The organism is Thermococcus prieurii, assembly GCF_054657655.1.
This window is the reverse complement of sequence record NZ_BAAHYH010000001.1, coordinates 348,776-369,050: the sequence shown is the minus strand read 5'-3', so window position 1 is coordinate 369,050 and position 20,275 is coordinate 348,776. Positions and strand designations below refer to the sequence as shown.

Annotated in this window: 19 protein-coding genes; 11 read left to right on the top strand and 8 right to left on the bottom strand. The window is 53.4% G+C overall.

The window, feature by feature from the left end; genetic code table 11:
• Nucleotides 1-52 precede the first annotated feature (52 nt).
• The 3 genes from ACYQ04_RS02130 to purD are packed head-to-tail and all read right to left on the bottom strand — an operon-like array spanning nt 53 to nt 3,028.
• Nucleotides 53-559: a TIGR00725 family protein gene (locus tag ACYQ04_RS02130; RefSeq protein WP_460127051.1), complete on the bottom strand. Its 507-nt coding sequence runs from the start codon at nt 557-559 to the stop codon at nt 53-55.
• Nucleotides 559-1,701 carry a formate--phosphoribosylaminoimidazolecarboxamide ligase family protein gene (locus ACYQ04_RS02125; RefSeq protein WP_460127274.1) on the bottom strand — a complete coding sequence of 381 codons (1,143 nt, stop codon included), beginning with the start codon at nt 1,699-1,701 and terminating at the stop codon, nt 559-561. The genes ACYQ04_RS02130 and ACYQ04_RS02125 overlap by 1 nt, the downstream gene beginning before the upstream one ends.
• 10 nt (nt 1,702-1,711) lie before the next feature.
• Nucleotides 1,712-3,028, bottom strand: a complete 1,317-nt coding sequence (purD, locus tag ACYQ04_RS02120; RefSeq protein WP_460127273.1) for a phosphoribosylamine--glycine ligase — start codon at nt 3,026-3,028, stop codon at nt 1,712-1,714.
• A gap of 148 nt (nt 3,029-3,176) precedes the next feature.
• On the opposite strand from purD, the gene ACYQ04_RS02115 reads away from it, so the two are divergent.
• From ACYQ04_RS02115 to purE, 3 genes are all read left to right on the top strand, one after another.
• Nucleotides 3,177-3,839: a hypothetical protein gene (locus tag ACYQ04_RS02115; protein WP_099211753.1), complete on the top strand. Its 663-nt coding sequence runs from the start codon at nt 3,177-3,179 to the stop codon at nt 3,837-3,839.
• Nucleotides 3,840-4,601 (top strand): hypothetical protein, encoded by a 762-nt coding sequence (locus ACYQ04_RS02110; RefSeq protein WP_460127050.1) that lies wholly within the window; start codon nt 3,840-3,842, stop codon nt 4,599-4,601. It abuts the gene before it with no gap.
• A 67-nt stretch (nt 4,602-4,668) separates the two neighbouring features.
• Nucleotides 4,669-5,100, top strand: a complete 432-nt coding sequence (gene purE, locus ACYQ04_RS02105) for a 5-(carboxyamino)imidazole ribonucleotide mutase (RefSeq protein WP_460127271.1) — start codon at nt 4,669-4,671, stop codon at nt 5,098-5,100.
• 308 nt (nt 5,101-5,408) lie between these two features.
• Here the strand turns inward: purE and purT are convergent, their stop codons facing one another.
• Nucleotides 5,409-6,698: a phosphoribosylglycinamide formyltransferase 2 gene (purT, locus tag ACYQ04_RS02100; protein ID WP_460127270.1), complete on the bottom strand. Its 1,290-nt coding sequence runs from the start codon at nt 6,696-6,698 to the stop codon at nt 5,409-5,411.
• Between the two features lie 237 nt (nt 6,699-6,935).
• On the opposite strand from purT, the gene ACYQ04_RS02095 reads away from it, so the two are divergent.
• The 5 genes from ACYQ04_RS02095 (at nt 6,936) to ACYQ04_RS02075 (ending at nt 12,362) form a co-directional block, all read left to right on the top strand.
• Nucleotides 6,936-8,147, top strand: a complete 1,212-nt coding sequence (locus ACYQ04_RS02095; RefSeq protein WP_460127049.1) for a DUF4855 domain-containing protein — start codon at nt 6,936-6,938, stop codon at nt 8,145-8,147.
• Complete coding sequence (locus ACYQ04_RS02090; RefSeq protein ID WP_460127048.1) at nt 8,132-10,003, top strand: CGP-CTERM sorting domain-containing protein; 1,872 nt, start codon at nt 8,132-8,134, stop codon at nt 10,001-10,003. Before ACYQ04_RS02095 ends, ACYQ04_RS02090 begins: the two co-directional genes overlap by 16 nt.
• Nucleotides 10,004-10,099: 96 nt before the next feature.
• Nucleotides 10,100-11,104 carry a phosphoribosylformylglycinamidine cyclo-ligase gene (purM, locus tag ACYQ04_RS02085; protein ID WP_460127269.1) on the top strand — a complete coding sequence of 335 codons (1,005 nt, stop codon included), beginning with the start codon at nt 10,100-10,102 and terminating at the stop codon, nt 11,102-11,104.
• A 32-nt stretch (nt 11,105-11,136) separates the two neighbouring features.
• Nucleotides 11,137-12,201: a DUF835 domain-containing protein gene (locus ACYQ04_RS02080; protein WP_460127047.1), complete on the top strand. Its 1,065-nt coding sequence runs from the start codon at nt 11,137-11,139 to the stop codon at nt 12,199-12,201.
• Nucleotides 12,198-12,362 (top strand): hypothetical protein, encoded by a 165-nt coding sequence (locus ACYQ04_RS02075; protein ID WP_460127046.1) that lies wholly within the window; start codon nt 12,198-12,200, stop codon nt 12,360-12,362. The genes ACYQ04_RS02080 and ACYQ04_RS02075 overlap by 4 nt, the downstream gene beginning before the upstream one ends.
• Here ACYQ04_RS02075 and purC read toward each other — a convergent pair.
• Nucleotides 12,334-13,041: a phosphoribosylaminoimidazolesuccinocarboxamide synthase gene (gene purC / locus ACYQ04_RS02070; protein WP_460127268.1), complete on the bottom strand. Its 708-nt coding sequence runs from the start codon at nt 13,039-13,041 to the stop codon at nt 12,334-12,336. The two genes, ACYQ04_RS02075 and purC, sit on opposite strands and share 29 nt — an antisense overlap.
• A gap of 154 nt (nt 13,042-13,195) precedes the next feature.
• Between purC and purF the strand changes: the two genes are divergently transcribed.
• The gene (gene purF / locus ACYQ04_RS02065) at nt 13,196-14,530 is read left to right on the top strand and encodes an amidophosphoribosyltransferase (protein WP_460127267.1); all 1,335 of its coding nucleotides are present in this window, start codon (nt 13,196-13,198) and stop codon (nt 14,528-14,530) included.
• On the opposite strand, the gene fdhF is transcribed toward purF, so the two are convergent.
• Nucleotides 14,520-16,505, bottom strand: coding sequence for a formate dehydrogenase subunit alpha (fdhF, locus tag ACYQ04_RS02060; RefSeq protein WP_460127045.1), 1,986 nt, complete (start codon nt 16,503-16,505; stop codon nt 14,520-14,522). The two genes, purF and fdhF, sit on opposite strands and share 11 nt — an antisense overlap.
• Before the next feature lie 333 nt (nt 16,506-16,838).
• Here fdhF and ACYQ04_RS02055 point away from each other — a divergent pair, with 333 nt between their 5' ends.
• Together ACYQ04_RS02055 and ACYQ04_RS02050 are read left to right on the top strand one after the other, a co-directional pair.
• Nucleotides 16,839-17,645 carry a hypothetical protein gene (locus tag ACYQ04_RS02055; RefSeq protein ID WP_460127044.1) on the top strand — a complete coding sequence of 269 codons (807 nt, stop codon included), beginning with the start codon at nt 16,839-16,841 and terminating at the stop codon, nt 17,643-17,645.
• The gene (locus tag ACYQ04_RS02050; RefSeq protein ID WP_460127043.1) at nt 17,639-18,625 is read left to right on the top strand and encodes a hypothetical protein; all 987 of its coding nucleotides are present in this window, start codon (nt 17,639-17,641) and stop codon (nt 18,623-18,625) included. Before ACYQ04_RS02055 ends, ACYQ04_RS02050 begins: the two co-directional genes overlap by 7 nt.
• On the opposite strand, the gene pdxT is transcribed toward ACYQ04_RS02050, so the two are convergent.
• Nucleotides 18,595-19,188 carry a pyridoxal 5'-phosphate synthase glutaminase subunit PdxT gene (pdxT, locus tag ACYQ04_RS02045; protein WP_460127042.1) on the bottom strand — a complete coding sequence of 198 codons (594 nt, stop codon included), beginning with the start codon at nt 19,186-19,188 and terminating at the stop codon, nt 18,595-18,597. The genes ACYQ04_RS02050 and pdxT overlap by 31 nt on opposite strands.
• 33 nt (nt 19,189-19,221) lie before the next feature.
• On the bottom strand, nt 19,222-20,229 hold the full coding sequence (gene pdxS / locus ACYQ04_RS02040; RefSeq protein WP_460127266.1) for a pyridoxal 5'-phosphate synthase lyase subunit PdxS: 1,008 nt from the start codon (nt 20,227-20,229) through the stop codon (nt 19,222-19,224).
• Nucleotides 20,230-20,275 lie beyond the last annotated feature (46 nt).

Here is a 20,275-nt window from a genome sequence, read left to right as displayed (position 1 = left end):
CAGAAAAGTGTAAAAATTGAGAGTTTTTAAGGATTGTTTTGACAGAGAAATGTCAAGAACGTGCGAGCCCCAGCGCCAGCTCAACGGCCTCCTCGGGGCGCTCGGTGAAGGCCACCTTTGCGCGCTTCCTGTGGTCAAAGAAGCCGTCCTTCGCGAGGACCCTAAGCTCGTCGCTCCTGTAGCCGGTTCCGGTAAGAACAACAACCGGAATCCCGAGGTTGTAGGCCATAAGAGCCTCGACCATCGTTCCAGAGCCGCCGCCGAGGACGACGAGGACGTCGGCCGATGTTACGAGGACGACGCTCCTGCCCACCGGATTGAAGCCCGTCTTTATCCTCACCGAGCTGTACGGATTCCCCTCTTCGTCCCCCGGAAGGACTCCGACGACCGTCCCACCGCGCTTCCTGAACTCCTCGGAGACGACCTCCATTATTCCGCCCTTCCCGCCGGTTAAGAGTATGACATCGAGGGGAAGCGCCCTGGCAAAGGTCCTCGCCTTCCTCTCGGCCTCAGGGATGAGTTCCGAATCGCCGGAACCTGCAACGGCTATCTGAACCATTAGGTTACCACCTTCTCAAGCTCGTCGAGCTCGATTGCGCGCTTTATCTCCAAGGTAATCCTCCGTCCGGTGCTCATGGGCTTCCTCCAGAGGGCGTTGCCGTAGGGGTGTCCCATCGCCATGTGGATGTTAGTTCCACCGCCGGTTCTCGGGGCGACGTCATAGATGTAGAAGTTCAGGTCTTTGTCCACCGCCGTCTGGAGCGTGAACGGCCCGATTATTCCAGGCTCGTAATACTTCTGCGTCGCCTTAACGTACTTCTCGGCCATGTCGAAGACCTTCTCCAAAAGCGACTCGCGGAGGGTTGAGGACGCGTGGCCCGTTACGGTGTACTCAGGCTCGAACTGCCACTCGGGAAGGGTCAACTGCTGGGAAGCGGGAAGCCTTACATGGCCGTCCAAGCTCGTTTCAAAGCGCCAGTCTATTCCCAGAAGCTCAATCTCCCCGTCAATGGGCGAGTAGAAGAAGTCGAAGTTGAACACCGGGCCGATGATGTAGCGCTCGATTCTGGCCCTCGCGAGGTCCTCCTCAGTAATCACGCCGAGCTTGATGAGCCTCTCGGCCTTCTCGCGGAACTCTTTATAGCTTGCGGCCGTGAAGAATCCACGCTCGAGCCTCTTCTTGGCGTGTGGAAGCTTGACTATGACGAGGCCGGCCTCATCAATCTCCTCCGGCTTCACCGGCTCCGGATATGGGAGTCCGGCCTTCTCAAGGAGCCAGTAGTAGCTCTTCTCCTCGCTCCTCTCCTCGCTTCTGAGCAGGTTCCTGCTCCCGAAGAGCGGGACCCTGAACTCGTTCTCCACCCCCTCTATGCCGGTGTAGACCACGAAGGAGCGGTTGGGGACGAAGATGACGTTCCTCTTTACCAGCTCCTCCTGAACGTCTATTATCTGGGCGAACTTCTCAAGGACGATGACCTCGTCGATGAAGCCCTTCGTCAGGCCGTCCCTCGTCTTCCGAAGCTTGAAGTACTCGGCGTAAGTCCTGTGCCTGCCCCTCTGGGCGACGACGAGGACGGGCAAACCCTCCTCCTTAGCACCGTCGGCTATGTCAAGAGCTGAATGACTTCCAAGGACGCCGACTGTTATCTTCTCGGGGTCGTACCTCTCGAGTATTCCCAAAATTTCATCGCGGCTTATCATTCCCATCACCTCAGCACGGGTTCGGCTCGAACTCCTTTCCAAACTCCTTCATCAGCTTAATCCTCTTCTCAACGCTCTCCCTGGTTCCAACGTCGCGCCTGTAGAACAGCTCACCCTTTATGTGGGGAATCGCTCTTTGAGCTATCCCCTCGGCCTCCTCAAGGTTATCGGCGATTCCAACGACTGCTATGGCCCTCGAGCCAAGTAGAGTGAGGTTCTCATCAATTGAAGCGTAGTAAAGCTTCGCACCGACCTCTTCAACAGCCTTCTCGTTGACTTCTACCCTCACGCCCCTGACTGGGTTCGCTGGATAACCCTTCGGCGCAAGGTACTTGACGACCGTCGCTTTACCCTCAAACTCCGCCCTCCGGAGGTTGCCGTCAACTATCCCCTCGGCTATTTCAAGGAGGCTCGTCCTGAGGAGCGGGAGGACGTTTATCGCCTCGGGGTCGCCGAAGCGGGCGTTGTACTCTATGAGAACGGGCCCGTCCTTGCTGAGCATGAACTGACCGTAGAGGATTCCCCTGTAGGGCGTCCCCTCCTTTCTCATGGCCTCGACGGTGGCTTTAAGCGTTTCAAGGGCCCTCTCGTAGTCCTCACGCATCACGAACGGAAGCAGACCATTCGCACAGGAATAGCTTCCCATTCCGCCGGTTATCGGGCCTTCATCGTTCTCGTAGGCGTGGGGGTAGTCCTGGACGAGGGGCATGGGAAGGATTCTCTTCCCGTCGCTGAAGACCTGCAACGTGAACTCGACGCCATCTGTGCGTTCTTCGATGAGAACCCTTCCGTCGCGCCTGATTAGCTCCTCGGCGTAGGCCTTGGCTTCCTCGTTGTCCCTCAGCTGGTAGCCGACGACCTTAACGCCCTTCCCGCCGGTCAGGCCGATGGGCTTAACAACGACGGGCCTTCCGAAGTCGTCAATCCAGCGCTTCATTTCCTCAACGTCGGTAAAAACGCGGAAGACCTTTCTTCCTGGGATTTCATTGCGCTCCATGAAGGCCCTCGCGAAGGCCTTGTCGGTTTCGAGCTTAGCGGCTTCCCTGCCCGGGCCGACCGTTGGAATGCCGTTTTCCTCAAGGGCATCAACGATGCCCTTCTCAAGCGGGGCCTCAGGACCAATGAACGCCAGCTCGACGCCGAATTTTTCGGCGTACTCGAGAACCTTCTCGACGTCGGTCTCCTTTGCCAGACCGTAGTCCTTCGCGAGCCTCGCGAGGCCGGGGTTTTTGTGCTTCGAGACGACGTAGAGCTCGGCCCCTCCCCTGACGAGGGCCTCCCCAATCGCGTGCTCCCTTCCTCCTCCGCCAACGAGCAAAACCTTCATGAGCTTCACCATTTATATGTCAAAAACTTGGCTTTTTAAGATTTGTTTTTAGTCTTTTATGTTAATCAAATTAATGGCCAGCAGTGGACATTAACGGTCTGGAAAGGCATTTATAATCCAAAGGTGTATACTCTACAGGGGATGAACCATGGGCGGGGCCGAGCAAGTACTTAGGATGCTCCCAAGGGGAGGTGTGCTCTCACTGATTCAAGCTGACCTAGAGTCCAATGGAGAGCTCTTCTCACTCATGGCACTCCGCTGGCTACTTGAGCGGGGTGACTCCGTTTTTTTATTCCTCTACGAGCCCTTCAGGGTCTTCGAGAACAACGCGAGGAACGTTGGGCTTGACGTTAAGGAGTACTTGGGGAGAAACCTTCACGTGTTTGATGCGTTCGGGAGCGTGTACCACATTCCCCGTGAGGAGGAAGGAATTCATCAACTCTCAGGCTATCTTGACGACTCTGTTTTTATAATAAAGCTGCGGGAGTGGGCATTGAGAACCCTCGAATCAAGGGAGTGGCGGAACCTCTGGATTTTCACGTACACATCAACTGGAGTATGCAAACTGTTCAGAAGGCCGTACCTCGTGTACAGGATGATTTGGGCAATGAGGGAGCTCTTACTCAACAGTGCCGACAACAGGGGGACCGTTTTAACGCTGTCCGAACCGGAGTGTCCAGAGATAAGTAGCCTCGCCTACATAACCTCGGACGTAGTTATTGAAACACACGTGGTCGGCGGCAGAAGGGTCGGCATAGTGACCAAGGGGCCGAACGAGGGAAGGGTGTTTGAACTGTTCGGGGGTGAGTGAATGCCATCATGGGAAATCCCAGCACTCGACGAAACGCTTGGAGAACTCAAGAAGTACTCCTTCGTGTTAATACATGAAGTGGACCCGAGGGCAAGGGGAAAGGAAATCCTCCTGCACATCCTCAGGGAAAAGCTCAAGCGGGGGGACCTCGTGGGATACTTTAACATTTCCTATCCCATACACATCCTTATGAAGGCCTTTGAAGTCTCTGGAATAGACGCGAGAAAGTACCTGAATGAGGGAAACCTAGCGATAATAGACACCTTCGGAAGTTTTTACGACGTCGTCAGCAGCCTTGGCGGTGTCTGGTACCTAAGGGGGTCCCTCTCGGCGGACGTTCTTCCAGCCAAGTACGTAGAGGTTGTTGAGGCCCATAAGAAGCGGTGGGCTAAGCTCAAAATGTTCCAGGGGCGGGAGCTCTACGGGTTCGCAATGGACGTATCGGACTACATAGACATGCTCGGTGGAGAGTCCGAGACCTTGCGCTACCTCGAAATCTCGGCCGAGCTGAGGGCCAACGCGAGGGCCTACAGAGAATACCCAAAGGGAACGAACTTCTGGCTTTGGGGAAGGAAGGGAGGTTTAAGGGTGCTCGCCTCGGTTTACAGGCGCGCAACCTACGTCCTGCGCGTGAGGAGCGAACTCAGCGGGGACAGAGTGGTAAGGTACATGGAGGTCCTTAAGGCACCGGACATTGGAGGAGAAGTCATCAAGTTTGCATATCACTTTGAGAACGGTGTTCCTGTCCTAAGAAGGGTTTAACCCAAATCTGATAATTTTTTAGGAAATTTTTTAAAGTTTTAACTTTTTTATGTCAACGGTGGTGACCGTGAAGGTTCTGGTCGTTATGGGAAGCAAGAGCGACGGCCACATAGCCGAAAAGGTTACGGCGGTTCTCGACGAATTTGGTGTTGAGTACGACGTTGAAGTTGCCTCCGCCCACAGGAACCCGAAAAAAGTTGAGGAACTGGCAAAGAAGGACTACGACGTCTTCATAGCCATAGCTGGCCTCAGTGCCGCCCTGCCCGGGGTTATAGCGGCACACACTATTAAGCCCGTTATTGGCGTCCCTGTCTCGGCAAAGCTGGGTGGACTCGACGCGCTCCTCAGCATAGCACAGCTCCCACCGGGAGTTCCGGTCGCGGCGGTGGGAATAGACAACGGCAAGAACGCCGCCCTGCTAGCAATAGAAATTCTCGCACTGAAGGACGAGGGACTCAAAAAGAAACTTGAGGAATACCGGAAGAAAATGAGAGGCTGATTCTCAATAACATCAGCTTGATTCTCAGTGTTTTTCTTAATTTTAAAATCAGAGAAGCCTGATTCAAAACGGGGGATGAAGGGAAACCCCCCGATTCTTAATTCCACCACCTCTTTATTCGAGCCTTCTCCTCGATTACAACTTCCTTATTTTCAACCCTCAGGCCTGATTTCATCCCAAGGGTTCACGCCATATTGATGGCCATAGGATTTTTTAAATTTTTCGGATATCCTCCAACGAATTAGAACGAATCCGCACATGTGCTCAATGTACAGAATTTAACACAATGAACAAATGAAAACAAAAGGTCAGAGGAGGTGCTTCCTCTTCTCGTAGTCCTGTCCGTGCCAGTCAGAGGAGCGCGTTCTGAGCTCTATCATGTGGGCAACCATCTCAGCCTTCTTCTTCGCTTCCTCAACGTCACTATCCCAGGCTATCGCAACGCCCAAACGCCTCCCCGGATAGGCCTCGGGCTTGCCGAAGAGTCTCACCATCGCGTTCGGGACGCTTAAAGCCTTGGTCAGCCCGCGGAACCTCGGCGAGTAGCCGGAGACATTGGCCTTGATGACATGAGTTGCCGCTGGAGTCAGGAGCGGGAACAGGCGATAACCGTCGACCCACTCGCCCGGAATCGGGAGGCCAAGGACGGCCCTTAGGTGAAGGCCAAACTCGGAGAAGCCGGTCGGGTGAGAAGCCAGAGTCACCATTCCGGTGTCGTGGGGCCTCGGCGAGACCTCGTTGGCCCAGACCTTATCGCCCTTCACGAACATCTCGACGCCAAACAGTCCGAGACCGCCGAGGACATCGGTGATGCGCTTCGCTATCCTGTAAACCTCGCGCTCCGCCCTCTCCGAGATTTCAGCCGGCTGCCAGCTGGAGTGGTAGTCGCCGTCAATCTGGTAGTGGCCGACGGGCTTCGGGAAGGTGGTAACTATCTCGCCGTTCTCGTCATAGTGCCTCACGGCCAGCTCGGTAATCTCTACGTCGAAGTCTATGTGCTCCTCAACGATTATCTTGTCGGCGCTGCCGCGGGCCTTCTTCTTCGCCTCCTCCCATGCCTTCGGTACATCCTCCGGGCCTTTAACGAAGTATGAACCCTTGCCCGAGGAGCTCATTATCGCCTTTGTGTGGCAGGGGTAGCCTATCTTTTCGCAGGCCTCGTAGAGCTCATCGAGCGTGGTCGCGTAGGCGTAGCGTGAAGTTGGAACCTTCGCTTCCTTCGCCAGGGTTTCCCTCGTCCTCTCGCGGTGCATGGCAATCCAGGTCGCCTTCGCGTTCGGGACCACGAAGTAGCCGTCCTTCTCAAGCTCGAAGAGGGCATCGAGGTTGATAGCCTCAATCTCAGGGATTATCGCGTCGGGCTTCTCCCTCTCGACGACCGAGAATAGAAAGTCCGCGTTCCTCATGTCTCCCACGTAGGAGCGGTGGGCGACCTGCATGGCCGGGGCGTTGGCATAGCGGTCAACGGCTATAACCTCCACGCCGAGCCTCTGGGCCTCAATCGCTATCTCCTTTCCGAGCTCTCCACTCCCAAGGAGGAGTATCTTCTGGGCAGAATCAGTCATGGCCGTTCCGAGCTCATCGCGGGGCTTAATCATCCGCACCACCTCAAACGTCACAGTGTTTGACGTTTTAATGTTAAAAATTTATGATATTTAAGGGTTTTTTAGCAGAAAAATGGTGACAATCACACTTCTTCATGGATACCAGGGAGTAATCGGTTACCACCATTATAATTTCAACCAATTTTGGAACTTTTAGAACGTTTTTAATGGTTTTATTTAACCAAAAAGGTTTTATATGAGTGCCTAACTACATGCAATTGGTGGTTCCTTATGTCGAAGTTTGGTTTGTGGTGGATTAAGTGGAACGGTTCCAGGTACGAGTCGAGGATGACCCGGGGAGGAAAGAGACTGTACGACAGCAGTGAAGTTGTGGATGAGTTCGCGAAGAGAGGTTTTGATAGGATTGTGTTCCTTGGGTCATTGGGTTTCGGCGGCCCCCACGTCCCAGAAAGCGGTACTAACCAAGATAGGTACGACAAGCTCAATGAGTACGTTCGTGCTCTCTGCGAAGGGCGCTACGACTGGGGTATAGATAAGGACAATCCTAACTGGGGGGAGTCAAGATACAAAGTTGGCCGCTCCGATGGACGGTACTTCGCGCGATGGGCTTCCACAAAAACGGGTTCCATGAAATACTACGTTCCGATACCTTTCTCCTATGACCTGCAAAACAAGATAATCTATAAGGGCAAGAAGGACAAGGAGTACCCTGCCCCCCCAAGGGACTGCCCGATGAATGGTTTTGACGATTCCTACTGGCAGGGCTGGATTGACGGTGTTCTTGACGTCTCTGACAACAACAGAATCGGCTTCTATTGGAGTTACGAGAGCTGCCTTCAGGGCACTAATTACGACCCAAACTTTTATGATTACTTTGAACCAATGTGCAAAGTCAACGCAGAAAAGTATGTAAATAAATACATAAAATTCATTAAAAACATGTCAGATTACATCCACGACCACAACCTAGAATTCATCTGGATTCCTGCAACAGGAACAAGAGATGTTAAGTATTTAAAAAATGACAGTGGAATTCCAGTAATTAGTGGATATTTTGATTATGTTTTTATTCAGCCAAATTATTATCAATATAACTTGGACTATACTTACGAGAAGCTCGTGGAGAAAATTCGCTGGGTTTACGAGGAGCTTTCCAAAAAAATTAGAGAACAAAACCCCAACACAAAAGTCTCAATAGAAATGGAAGCCGACAAAGCCGTCCTTCCGGGTCAAAATGGACATTGCGCCTCATGTAAACACGAAAACCAGTACAAATGCAAGAACGGAGATAATGAAAAATGCCGCGAACGTGCCTGTCAGTACGTTTGGGCGATACTGGAAGTGTACTCGGAGGTTTTTAATAGGCGGCCCCCCATTCCCCCTGACCGTGCCATTGACACCCTCTTTCCGAATAGGGCCTACTACTTCGGCACGGACTTCACGGTAATTGACAAGGTGAGGGAAACATGTCCAGAGTGGTAGCGGTTCTTTTAACTTTCCTCCTTTTGACTCCGATTTTTCTTCATGAAACCAACGCGACAAGTGTCAAGGAATTCCAGGCTTATCAAATCACCATCAACGGAGCACTCTCGGACACGTTCCTACTAACCGTAAAACCCTACTGGAAAGTAAACGACTCGTCCCCCGGCGAATACCGCCTCCTCTACACCGCATACCCATCGTTCAATAACATTACCAACTGGACCTTCCAGTACGTGAGCCTCACGAATCTCCCCGGAGTAACTCACAGGCTCGGAAACGTAACACTCCCATGGCCCACAAACAGGTTTGACATCTTCTCCTACGACGGCGCTCCAATCATTCACTGGCAGGCAGAAAACGGAACAACCTACAACTACCTCTGGACTCGCAACTACTTCTGGATATGCAACAATACCATACCTGTGGTCGTTACACACAATATAACCAATACCACGAACTCTCAGCTGATTGGAAGATTAGAAGGAAACTACGTGGTTTTCAACGGCTCAAACACAACCCTCAAGATTCCAGCGGGGGAACTCTTGAAATACTACCCGGAGCAGTTCTTAAACGACCTCGGTGGCATGACATACTCCAACATCAGCCTTTTCATTTACCCACTCCACTTAAGCTACTGGAAGACCGGTGGGAAAGTTTACGTGGGCGTTAACTTTTCGACTGGCGTTGAACTGAAGGCCAACCAGTCAATCCCAATCCTCCTCTACTCGAAGGGAACGTTAAAACCCCTCGCGGACGTTCTAAGGTTAATCACTCCACAAGGCGACCCGCTTAGAAACCTGAAGAACCCGGCCACCCCAGTAAACGTAACCCCAACATCTCCATACGATGCACTTTTCTACTACCCCTTCTCCCAGTTCTACGAGCTCCAATACTCCATAGCCTCAAACGGGACTTCTGCAATTCTAACCGTCATGAGTGGAGATGCCTTCGTTCCTATGGATGTGGAACCTCCCTCGGTGATTCCCTCCTACTACCCTTACCTCGTCGTGAACGGGACTCCGCGGTTTCTCAACCTTTCACCCACTGTTAGGCAATTCAATCTCTCAGACTGGCTATTCTACCAATTTAAGTTTGGAGTTTGGAAGAAGCGTTACGAACTCCTCTGGGAGGAGTCTCCTCCAGTGCTGAACTCTTCCATTGCTTACGTTCTCAACGGAACTTGCTGGAGGTTAATTAACAACTTTCACAACTCCCCCGGCTTCGTCGCCAACGGAACCGTTGAAGGGGACTACATGGTCTTCCGGTTTAATAGAACTACCCTTAGGATTCCGCTGAAAGAGTTGGCGGAGTATTATCCGCCGAAGGTTTGGGAGTGGCAGTTAGCCGCGGCGAAAGACGGGAAGGGTTACTTAATAATCCCAACCGCAGGATTTGATTACACTGACGGAGTAATTCTTAGCTGGGGTGACTACGTACTTTTAGTTGACAATTCCTCAGGCGTTTACGCACTGTATTACGTAAACGGAACTCTGAAGCCAGCTTTCGACTTGCTCAGGCTTATGAGTCTTCAAGGGGATTGGGTCAGGAACCTGCCGAACCCGTTTAACTCCAGCGTGACTTTTGGGTTGTGCAGCGCTGAAAGGCGGGGGAATGCCAATAGTTCAACGATAAGGGTGAGCAGAAACACGACCACGACCGTTCGGGAGAATACGGCACTTCCCAGCACGAACACCACCGGGAGAGCAAATGAAACGCCAGTACACTCAAACAAAACACGAACAAACACAACCACGACTCCAACATCAACAACAACAAAAGAAAAAAGCATCTGCGGACCCGGACTCGTAGTCATAACTGCCATCTTGCCCCTCATTCTGAGACGCCATCGGAATTAACATCAATCTGTCTAATTTTTGAGCTTTTATCTTCTCTTTTACCACAAACACGGCAAACCTTTTAAGCCCCCGGGGGAACTCCCACCGGTGATGCTCATGCTGACCTATGCCCAGGCCGGAGTTGATGACGAGAAAACTGCCAGAGCTTTGAGAAGCATCATAGGTCTCGCGAGGGAGACGTTCAGGTTCAGGAGGGGAAAGCCCGGGGAGCCTGCGGAGAACCTCGGTCACTACTCCGCTTTGCTCGACTTCGGAAGCTTCTACCTCGCCATGACCACCGACGGCGTCGGAACGAAGGTCCTCGTCGCGGAAGCGGTTGGAAAGCTCGACACGATAGGGATAGACATGATAGCGATGAACGTGAACGACCTGCTCTGCGTTGGCGCTGAACCGGTCGCGCTCGTTGACTACCTCGCGGTGAAGGAGCCGGACGAGAAAATCTTTGCCGAGATAGCTAAGGGCCTCTACGCTGGAGCGGAGCAGGCGGGGATAGCGATAGTCGGCGGGGAAACGGCTGTGATGCCTGACCTCATAAACGGCTTCGATTTGGCCGGAACGGCAATCGGAACAGTCGAGAAGGGGAAGGTAATCACGGGGGAGATGATAAAGCCCGGCGACGCTGTAATAGGGATTTCAAGCTCGGGAATCCACTCAAACGGCCTGACCCTCGCGAGGAAGCTCCTCATTCCGAAGTACGGCCTCGACTACGAATACGAGGGAAGAAAGCTCTGGGAGTGGCTTTTGGAGCCGACGAGGATTTACGTGAGGGCGGTTCTTGAACTCCTCAAAAGGGTAGACGTCCATGGCCTTGCTCACATAACCGGTGGCGGGCTGACGAACCTCAAGCGCCTCACCGACTACGGCTTCTCCATCGAGATGCCTCCGATTGAGGGGATATTCAAGCTCATACACGAGAACGGCGTCCCGCTGGATGAGATGTTCAGGGTCTTCAACATGGGAGTCGGCTTTATCGCGATTGTTCCTCAGGGAGAGAAGGAAGAGGCCCTTGAAGTCCTCAACAGGCACTACGAGAGCTTTGAGCTTGGAAAGGTTACGAAGGAGCCCGGAATAAGGGTTGAGAACTTCGGCGTAAGGCTTTAATTTGAAGGAACAGAAAGGAACGCGGTGGTGGAATGAACCTCCTACTCGCGGGTCAGTTCTTCAGCTTTTCATTGAAGGCGATGGCTGGTTTAGCCTTACTGCTGAGCTGGAAGCGCTATCGGAGGGGTTCACTCCTCTACCTCGGTGCCTTCTTTTTGAGCTCATCCCTTGCGATACTCTCTGAACTCGGAGGTTTTGAAACGGCAACACCGCTGTTTCAGGGGCTTGCTGTCTCCCTTCTGGCGGGCGGCATCGTAGCCCTCCTGGATGAGGAGGCGATTGGCTTCCCAATGCGCTCGCTGAGGCTCGCGGCTCTAACGCTACCTTTCGTCGTGGCCGGTTACACGGTTTTTTACTCCCAAGCCTCTGCAACGCCAAATCCAATCTACCTCGCGTATGGTTTGGAGGGAATATTTTACACCTTCGCAGGAATCATGCTGCTCTGCCTCCGACATCCGTACCCGCGAACGGGAACCCTTCTCGGAGCGGTTGTTATCATTCACGGTCTGCACAAGATGGACTACCCGTTCCTAAGACCGGTAAGCTGGTTCGCACCCATCGGATTCACTATTGGGGCAATACTGAGCCTCCTCGAAGTCGTTCTCTTCATCCGGATTGTCCTCTCCGAAAGGTTCAGGAACATCGTTGAGGCCGAGAAACCGGAGGTCGTGAAAAAAGGCGTCTTCATCGTGTCCCCGGATAGGTTCAAGGCGTACGTCGAGGCGCTCTCCGACTTCCCGGTTCTGGCCTTCGCGAGGAGGAGTGACTTCCCGGAGAGGTGGGAGGTTCATCTGCTGACGACCGTCGAAGGGCCGGGCAACATCGGACCGACCCAGCTTCACAGAATAATCGAGAGGACCCGCTCCTACTTGGCAGAGGCCCACCGCGAGAACGTCACCGGGGTCGTCGTCATAGAGGGGCTGGAGTATCTGATGATGTACAACGACTTTCGCTCCGTCCTTAAGTTCCTCGCGACACTCTCTGACTACATAGCCCTCTACGGTGGAATGCTGGTCTTAGTTCTCGACGAGAAGAGCTTCGACGAGAGGCAACTTAAAACCCTCAGGCAGGTTCTCAACGTGGGTGAAGGCAAATGATTCTGACCGCAAAGAAAAAGGCCTTCCTGGAAGAGCTTCCGGGGGTTGTCGAGGAGGCCATTAAAACTTACGGAGTCCGACTGAGGAAAATAGAGATAGAGGAGGACGAGAAAGGCTGCTACACGGTGCTAATCACCTACGATTCGGAGTTTCGCCCGTGAGCCTCTCGTAGAGCCTCTCGTAGGCTGAAATCAGGTCACCCTTGTCAAAGCGGAAGACGTCCTTGTCAAGGCTCTCCTTCGTCTCCGCGTCCCAGAAGCGGCAGGTGTCCGGACTAATCTCATCCCCGAGGACTATCTCTCCCCTCTCGTTCTTCCCGAACTCGAGCTTGAAGTCAACCAAGATTATCCCGCGCTCGGCGAAGTACTTCCTGAGAACCTCGTTAACCTTGAGGGCGATTCTCTCCATCTCTCTGAGCTCTTCTTCGCTGATGCCGAGGACCTTGGCGTGGTAGCGGTTAATCATCGGGTCGTGCAGGGAGTCGTCCTTGTAGTAGAGCTCAACTATCGGCTCCGGGAGCTCGGTTCCCTCTTCGAGCGGGAGGCGCCTCTTCAAACTTCCCGCAACGACGTTCCTGACGACAACCTCGAGGGGATACATCTTGAGCCTCTCAACGATGAGCCTGTTGTCGCCGGCGACGCCTATGAAGTGGGTCTTGATTCCGTTCTCCTCAAGAACCTTGAAGAGAACCGCGCTAATCTGGGCGTTGAGCCAGCCCTTACCCTTGAACTGGGCCTTCTTCTTGCCGTCGAAGGCGGTGGCATCGTCTTTGAACTCCATTATCGCCTTCCCATCGTCGAGCGGGATTACCTTTTTGGCCTTACCCTCGTAGACCTCCACCTTAATCACCAGTTTTATGTAAAACTAGCCCACTTTTAAGGATTTTTTTGCCATTTTAATGTCAAAACATGGGCAAAGCTTTTAAACACGGATGACTAAATTCGACCGGCTTAACGGAACGCCATTAACTTTCACACGTCAACCGGTGGTGGCGATGCGAGAGAAGTGCGGAATCTTTGCAACGCTCTCAGAGAACTCCGCAAAGAAGGCCTACTACGCCCTGCTCGCCCTTCAGCACCGCGGACAGGAGAGCGCGGGAATAAGCGTCTGGCGGGGCAGGATAAGAACGGTTTCAGGCCTCGGTCTCGTCACCGACGTCTTCAGGGGAAAGAAGCTCGCAAAGCTCCGCTCGAACCTCGCAATAGGCCACGTCCGCTACTCGACGTCAGGCTCGCTCAACGAGACCCAGCCCCTTGAGACGGAGTGCTGCGGGATGAGAATCGCGGTGGCTCACAACGGGACGCTCACCAACTTCAGGCCCCTCCGCGAGAGGTATGAAAAGCTCGGCGTGGGATTCCATCACTCCGTTGACTCCGAACTGCTCGGGATTTCCTTTCTCTGGCACCTCCGCGAGACGGGAGACGAGTTTGAGGCTATGAGAGAGGTTTTTGGCGAAGTCAAAGGTGCCTACTCCGTTGCCTTTCTCTTCGACGGCAAAATCCTCGTGGCAAGGGACCCCGTTGGCTTCAGGCCCCTGAGCTATGGAACAGGAGATGGCCACTACTTCGCGAGCGAGGATTCGGCATTGAGGCTCTTCGTGGAGGAAACGAGGGACGTGAAGCCAGGGGAGGTCTTCCTTCTCTTGGAAAACAGCGTTGAGAGCAAGGTTCTCGCCAGGGAAAGCCACCACCACTGCGTTTTTGAGTACATCTACTTCGCGAGGCCGGACAGCGTCCTGGACGGAACGAGCGTCTACAGAGCGAGGGTCAGAATGGGCCGGGAGCTGGCTCGCGAGAGTCCGGCCGAGGGCGACGTCGTCATAGCGGTTCCCGACTCTGGGAGGGCCGCCGCTCTGGGCTTCTCGCAGGAGAGCGGTATCCCCTACGCCGAAGGCCTGATAAAGAACCGCTACATCGGGAGGACCTTCATAACGCCGGGCCAGTTCAACCGCGAGCTGAAGGTCAAGCTCAAGCTCTCGCCTGTTAAGGAAGTTGTGGCCGGGAAGAGGGTCGTGTTAGTTGACGATTCCATAGTCAGGGGCACGACGATGAAGAGAATCGTCGCGATGCTGAGGAAGGCCGGCGCGAGGGAAGTCCACGTAAGAATCGCCTCGCCGCCGATAAGGTACCCCTGCTACATGGGCATCGACATCCCCACGAGGCACGAGCTCATAGCGGCCTTCGGGGGAGTTGAAAAGGTTAGGGAAGCGATAGGGGCCGATAGCCTGGCTTACCTCAGCGTTGAGGGCTTGAAGAGGGCCGTCGGCAGGGAAGACCTCTGCACGGCCTGCCTAACCGGCGAGTATTCCGAGTGGGCGTTCAGGTTTTGACCCCCTTAACCCGGCACGCCGAGAACTTGAACGCCGGGGTTCCGGCCTTGTTGAGTGCTGGACTCGTGAGCCTGTTCGCCTTGAAGTGGAAGGGAACCACGACGAGGCCCTCCTGAACCTTCCCGACCTTTGCACGCATCCTTATCCTCCCGCGCCGGGTTTCAATCTCCACCCAATCGTTATCGCGGATTCCGAGCCTTTCCGCGTCGCGCTTACTCATCAACGCCCTCGGCTCGCCCATGAGCTTCACGAGCGAGGGACTCCTCCGCGTCATCTCCCCCGTGTTGTAGTGGCTCATCAATCTGACGGTCGTTAGAACCAGCGGAAACTCCTCGTTCGGCTCCTCCCAGGGTGAGATTCTCTCGACGGCCATGAAACGGGCCTTTCCGTCGGGCGTTGCGAACTCCCACGTGTGCAGCCTCTTTCTCGGCAGAAAGATTCCATCGCCGTTCTTGAGTTCATCAACGCTCCTCTCCTCAAGCTCCGGGAAAAGGCGGAAGTATTCTGCCGTTATCTCCTCAACGCCCGCGTAGGTGAAGCCCGGAAGCCCGAGCGCCCGGCCGAGCATAGTTAAAATCTCCCAGTCGGGCTTTGAGTCGGCGTAGGGCTCGCAGACCTTGTGGCTCCACTGGATTCTCCGCTCGCTGTTCATGTATGAGCCCTCCTTTTCGCAGAAAGCCGAGGCAGGGAGGATGTAGTGGGCGTAGCGGGCGGTTCTCGTCATGAAGATGTCCTGGACGACGAGGAGGTCGAGCTTTCTCAACGCCCGTCTCACACGCGTAAAGTCGGCCTCGCTTACCGCGGGGTTCTCGCCGACGATGTAGAGGGCCTTTAGGTCACCCCTTTCGATGGCCTCCCACAGCTCCGTCAGGTAGAGCCCCCTCTCGGTCGGCAGGTCGTCAACGCCCCAGAGCGAGGCGACGCGCTTTCTAAAGCGTTCGTCGGTGAGAGGGACGTAGCCCGGCAGGAATTCGCTCAGCGCACCCATATATGCCGCCCCCTGAACGTTGTTCTGCCCGCGCATAGGGTAGAGACCGCCCTTTTCCCCGATGTAGCCGAGGAGCAGTGCGAGGTTTATCACCGCCAGAACGTTTTCAACGCCAGAGACGTGCTGGGTTAGGCCCATTCCCCACATTATGGCCCCGCTTCCAGCCAGGGCAAAAGCTCTCGCGACCTCCCGTATCGTCTCCGCTGGAATTCCGGTTACGCTCTCCGCGTACTCGGGGGTGTACTTCATAACAGCCATCCTGACCTCGGAGAAGCCCTTCGTCCGGCCCTTCACGAACTCCTCGTCGTAGAGCTCCTCCCCGATTATAACGTGGGCAATTGCGTTGGCCAGGACTATGTCCGTCCCGGGCCTTATGACGAGCCTGTAATCCGCAAAGGCCATCGTCCGCGTTTCCCTGACATCCACGACGATTATTTTAGCCCCCCTTCGTTTGGCCTTCAGGATGTAGTCCATGACGACTGGATGCGTCTCGGCCGGATTGTAGCCCCATATCAGGACGGCGTTGAAGTTCTCTATGTCCTCGTAGGGGTTCGTCTGCGCGCCGGTTCCGACGGCGAGCTTGAGCGCGTGAACGCTCGCCTCGTGGCACAGCCTCGCGCAGTTGTCTATGTTGTTCGTGCCGAACAGGCGTGCAATCTTCTGGAGGAGGTAGTTCTCCTCGTTGCTGATTTTCGAAGACGCTATGAACGCCACCGCGTCCGGGCCGTAGAGCTCCCTTATCTCGAGAAGTTCATTCGCTATCTCTCCTATCGCCTGTCCCCAGCTGAGCGGGCGAAGAGAACTTCCCTCGCGCTTCAGAGGCCTTTTTAACCTGTCCTTTGAACGAACGAATTCAAGCGCGTACAGCCCCTTTGGGCAAAGCTTTCCCCTGTTGGGTTCGCCAGGATACGGCTTTACCTTCCACCCGTCCCTGTCTATGATGAGCCTGCACCCAAAACCGCAGAAGGGACACACAACCGTCTTCACGCTACCACCATATTGGCAAGAAAAAGTCAAAATTAAAAAGTTTTCTGGCCAAAATTGAGTAGAATTTGTTAATTACGAAGATACTAATTAAAGTTTATAACCTAATTATATAACTATATGCTAAATCACTTAACAATAAACAAATGCAAAAATTAAAAACAAAAACTTTAAATATGAATTTAATAAGTAAAACATGGTGATGCATGTGACTGCATTTGGACTATGGTGGATTGGTTGGGATGAAGGAAAAGAAGGATATTTCTCCAGGATGAAAACGGAAACGAAAACCTAACAACGGATGATTTTAAAAAGAGAGGCTTTGAATACGCAATAGTGGCAGATAGCACTCCATTTAGTGGCAATTATCTTTCTGGAGAAGGTAGCGGATTGCCTATGAGCGGATATACTTATAGTCCGGGATATGAGGACGCAGTGAATTTAGTTAATTTCTTAAATGAACTAATGCGTGGAATAGATTATCTCGTCCCCATACCATATTATGTATTTAAAACGCCTAAAGGGATAACGACTCCAAGAGAGTACTGGAGAGGTATAGCTTATTTGGAGGGGTGGATTGACGGTGCCTCCTCAGAGGGGAACTCTAATATGAAGGGATTTTACTGGGATCTCGAAACTCCAGTACAAGCCCACAATGGGACATATATAACCATTGATGAAATAAGAGCAATATGGGGTAGAATTCTAGAAAACAAGAGAGAATACAACAAGAATTTCATTTTTGTATGGGTTCCTGCATTAGGAAACAGAAGTTTTACTCAACTCAAGGAATATGAGAAAGATATAGCATCAGTTGCAGAGTTCTTTGATTATGTGTTTTTCCAGCCTAATTATTACCAGTGCTCAACATGCTCAATTAGAGACTTACAAGAAAAATATGAATGGATACATCACTTTTCAGAGACATATAAACAAGCACATGTTGAGTTCGAAGCAGATAAATCCGTTCTTAGGATTCCAGAAAATTGTGGATGTGGAACGGGATATTGTTGCATATCTAAGGCCTGCGATTACATAATAGTTGGTAAACAATACCCTAACATTATCTCCCCTAGAGCTTATTATTTCAGTACGGATATTAGAGTTATAGACAAAGTTAGAGAGGTGTGCTTTGAATGGTAAGAGAGACACACCTATTTTTTCTGATATTACTCATCGTCCTCTCCGTTATTCCTCACGCCTCAGCTAACCTCGTCGTGATTCCTGGAAAGGACGATGCCTTCATCGTACACTGGTGGGCCGGCGAAAACGGGGAACTCGGGATGGACTTCTACCACTTCATCAACGGGACCCTTCAGCCCTTTTACCGCACCTGCCTCCTCTGCAACGGCAACGGAATTATAAACGACTGGGCCCGGCTCATTCCGAACGGGAGTTCGTGGATATTCCTGCGGAGCTTCTACGTTCCAAAAAACGATACGCGGGTTGTTGAGGCCTACCGCGTTCAGGGAAAGGACTGCACCCTCATCGGGAGGGTTTCCTTGGTTCTGCCCCCAGAAACGGAGCCAAGGATTGTGGTTTACTATCAGAGGAAGGCCTTTGCAGTGTATTTTGAAAACGGGAGCGAAATTATCTCAAGGAAATTCCTGATTCGAAATTCTCTTACACCGGTTAACTTCTCCGGTTTTCCGGAGGAGACGCCTGTCTATTACGCGATGGAGAAGGGCGTCCCCTTGGGTGGATTCTACGTCAGCGGGGACGGCTATGCCTACAACGGGAGCAGGGTTGTTCTCGTTCCGTTGAACGTCGTCAGGGAAATCGTATCGCTCCTGAAAGTCAAGGGAGACATCAGAGATTTTGCATCGGCCGTTCTGAAGGACGGGGTTATCCTGTACTATCCTTACAACTATCATGTCAACGGTTCCCCCATGAGGGATGACGAACTCAGCCTCTTCTACTATCCAACCAACGGCGGAAAGCTCAAAGTTTTCAAGCTCGGGAAATTCCAGAACGGCTCGGGCTTTGCCCCTGAAATCGTTTGCTCAGAGAAGCCGGAAGAGAAAAGGCCGGAAAAGGGAAACTCCGGGATATGTGGTCCTGCGAGCTTATTGGTGCTGACCCTGATACCGGCTTACAGGGCCTTCCGCAGGAAGTACTCGTGAACCCGGGTGTCGTCCGTAAGCTCGGGGTGGAACTCGAGGCCGATGACGTTGTCCTGCTCGACGCCGACGACCCTGTCGCCGAGCCACGCGATGGGCTTCACCTTATCGCTGAGGAGCTCCACTATCCTCGGGGCGCGTATGAAAACTCCCGGAAACGGCTCGTCGCTGAAGGCAAGCTTTATCGGCGCCTCAAAGCTGTCCACCTGCCTACCGTAGGCGTTTCTGTTCACTTTAACGTCGAGGAGCTCAAGGAACCTCTGCTCCGGCGTTGCCCCGATGACGTCTTTGGAGAGCATTATCAAACCGGCGCACGTTCCCATTATAGGCAGACCTTCTTCGCCGAGCTTTTTAACAGGCTCAAGAAGCCCGGTCTTGACCATGAGTCTCGATATCGTCGTGCTCTCCCCACCGGGAATTATGATTGCCGATATTCCTTCAAGCTGTTCCAGCTTTCTGAGCCAGATTACCTCACCGGTGACGCCAAGGTTCTCAAGGGCCCTTTTGCTCGCCTCGATGTGCTCGCTGACGTCGCCCTGAAGGCCTATAACGCCTACCTTGACCATTTCAATCCCTCCCGTGTGGAAAAAGGAGAAGAGTCAGACGCCCCTCTCCTCGAGGCGAACCTCAAGCTCCTCGATGTCCTGACCCTTCATGGGCTCGCCGATTTCCTTGCTTATCTCAACGAGAACGTCCGGCTCGTCCCAGTGGTTGACGGCCTCGACTATGGCCCTGGCCATCTTCTCCGGGTTAGAGCTCTTAAAGATTCCCGAGCCCACGAAGACACCGTCCATGCCCATCTGCATCATCAGAGCAGCGTCAGCGGGAGTCGCAACTCCACCGGCCGCGAAGTTGACGACTGGCAACCTTCCGAGCTTCTTTATCTCGAGGAGAACCTTGTAGAGGCCGTCAACGATTTCGCGGTAGGTGTAGTGTCCGTAAATCGGCTCGTTCTCAAGAACCCTCGCCGGAAGCCCTGCTATCTCCTTGACGTTGAGGGCGAGCCTGAGGTAGGGCTCGGCGAACTTTTCGGCAACGCCGTAGACCTGCTCGTCGGTCATGGCCTGAATCTGCCGTATTCCCTCGGCGACGAGGCGGACGTGCCTGACGGCCTCGACGATGTTGCCGGTTCCGGCCTCGCCTTTGGTTCTAATCATGGCCGAGCCTTCCCATATCCTCCTCACGGCCTCGCCAAGGTTCCTGGCACCGCAGACGAAGGGGACCTTGAACTCACGCTTGTCTATGTGGAAGAACGGGTCCGATGGCGTTAGAACCTCGCTCTCGTCAATCATGTCAACGCCAAGGGCTTCGAGTATCTTCGCCTCAGCGACGTGGCCGATTCTGACCTTTGCCATAACCGGAATCGTAACCGCGTCCATTATCTCCTGAATCTTCTCAATAGGCGCCATCCTCGCGACTCCGCCGGCCTTTCTAATGTCGGCCGGGACGCGGTGAAGGGCCATAACGGAAACGGCTCCGGCCTCCTCTGCAATCCTCGCCTGCTCGGCGTTGGTAACGTCCATAATGACTCCGCCCTTGACCATCTTGGCGAAGCCCCTCTTGAGCCTCTCCGTTCCCTTGGCTTCGATAACCTTCAGCTTGTCCATCCTCACCACCTCATTCAGATGAACGTTTTAGTGAATTATAAGCCTT

Coding starts and splice junctions, on each gene's coding strand:
- purD (WP_460127273.1), bottom strand. CDS start 3,028: ATGAAGGTTTTGCTCGTTGGCGGAGGAGGAAGGGAGCACGCGATTGGG.
- ACYQ04_RS02130 (WP_460127051.1), bottom strand. CDS start 559: ATGGTTCAGATAGCCGTTGCAGGTTCCGGCGATTCGGAACTCATCCCT.
- ACYQ04_RS02115 (WP_099211753.1), top strand. CDS start 3,177: ATGGGCGGGGCCGAGCAAGTACTTAGGATGCTCCCAAGGGGAGGTGTG.
- ACYQ04_RS02110 (WP_460127050.1), top strand. CDS start 3,840: ATGCCATCATGGGAAATCCCAGCACTCGACGAAACGCTTGGAGAACTC.
- pdxT (WP_460127042.1), bottom strand. CDS start 19,188: ATGGTCAAGGTAGGCGTTATAGGCCTTCAGGGCGACGTCAGCGAGCAC.
- ACYQ04_RS02125 (WP_460127274.1), bottom strand. CDS start 1,701: ATGATAAGCCGCGATGAAATTTTGGGAATACTCGAGAGGTACGACCCC.
- ACYQ04_RS02095 (WP_460127049.1), top strand. CDS start 6,936: ATGTCGAAGTTTGGTTTGTGGTGGATTAAGTGGAACGGTTCCAGGTAC.
- ACYQ04_RS02080 (WP_460127047.1), top strand. CDS start 11,137: ATGAACCTCCTACTCGCGGGTCAGTTCTTCAGCTTTTCATTGAAGGCG.
- ACYQ04_RS02075 (WP_460127046.1), top strand. CDS start 12,198: ATGATTCTGACCGCAAAGAAAAAGGCCTTCCTGGAAGAGCTTCCGGGG.
- purF (WP_460127267.1), top strand. CDS start 13,196: ATGCGAGAGAAGTGCGGAATCTTTGCAACGCTCTCAGAGAACTCCGCA.
- pdxS (WP_460127266.1), bottom strand. CDS start 20,229: ATGGACAAGCTGAAGGTTATCGAAGCCAAGGGAACGGAGAGGCTCAAG.
- purM (WP_460127269.1), top strand. CDS start 10,100: ATGCTGACCTATGCCCAGGCCGGAGTTGATGACGAGAAAACTGCCAGA.
- ACYQ04_RS02050 (WP_460127043.1), top strand. CDS start 17,639: ATGGTAAGAGAGACACACCTATTTTTTCTGATATTACTCATCGTCCTC.
- ACYQ04_RS02090 (WP_460127048.1), top strand. CDS start 8,132: ATGTCCAGAGTGGTAGCGGTTCTTTTAACTTTCCTCCTTTTGACTCCG.
- purT (WP_460127270.1), bottom strand. CDS start 6,698: ATGATTAAGCCCCGCGATGAGCTCGGAACGGCCATGACTGATTCTGCC.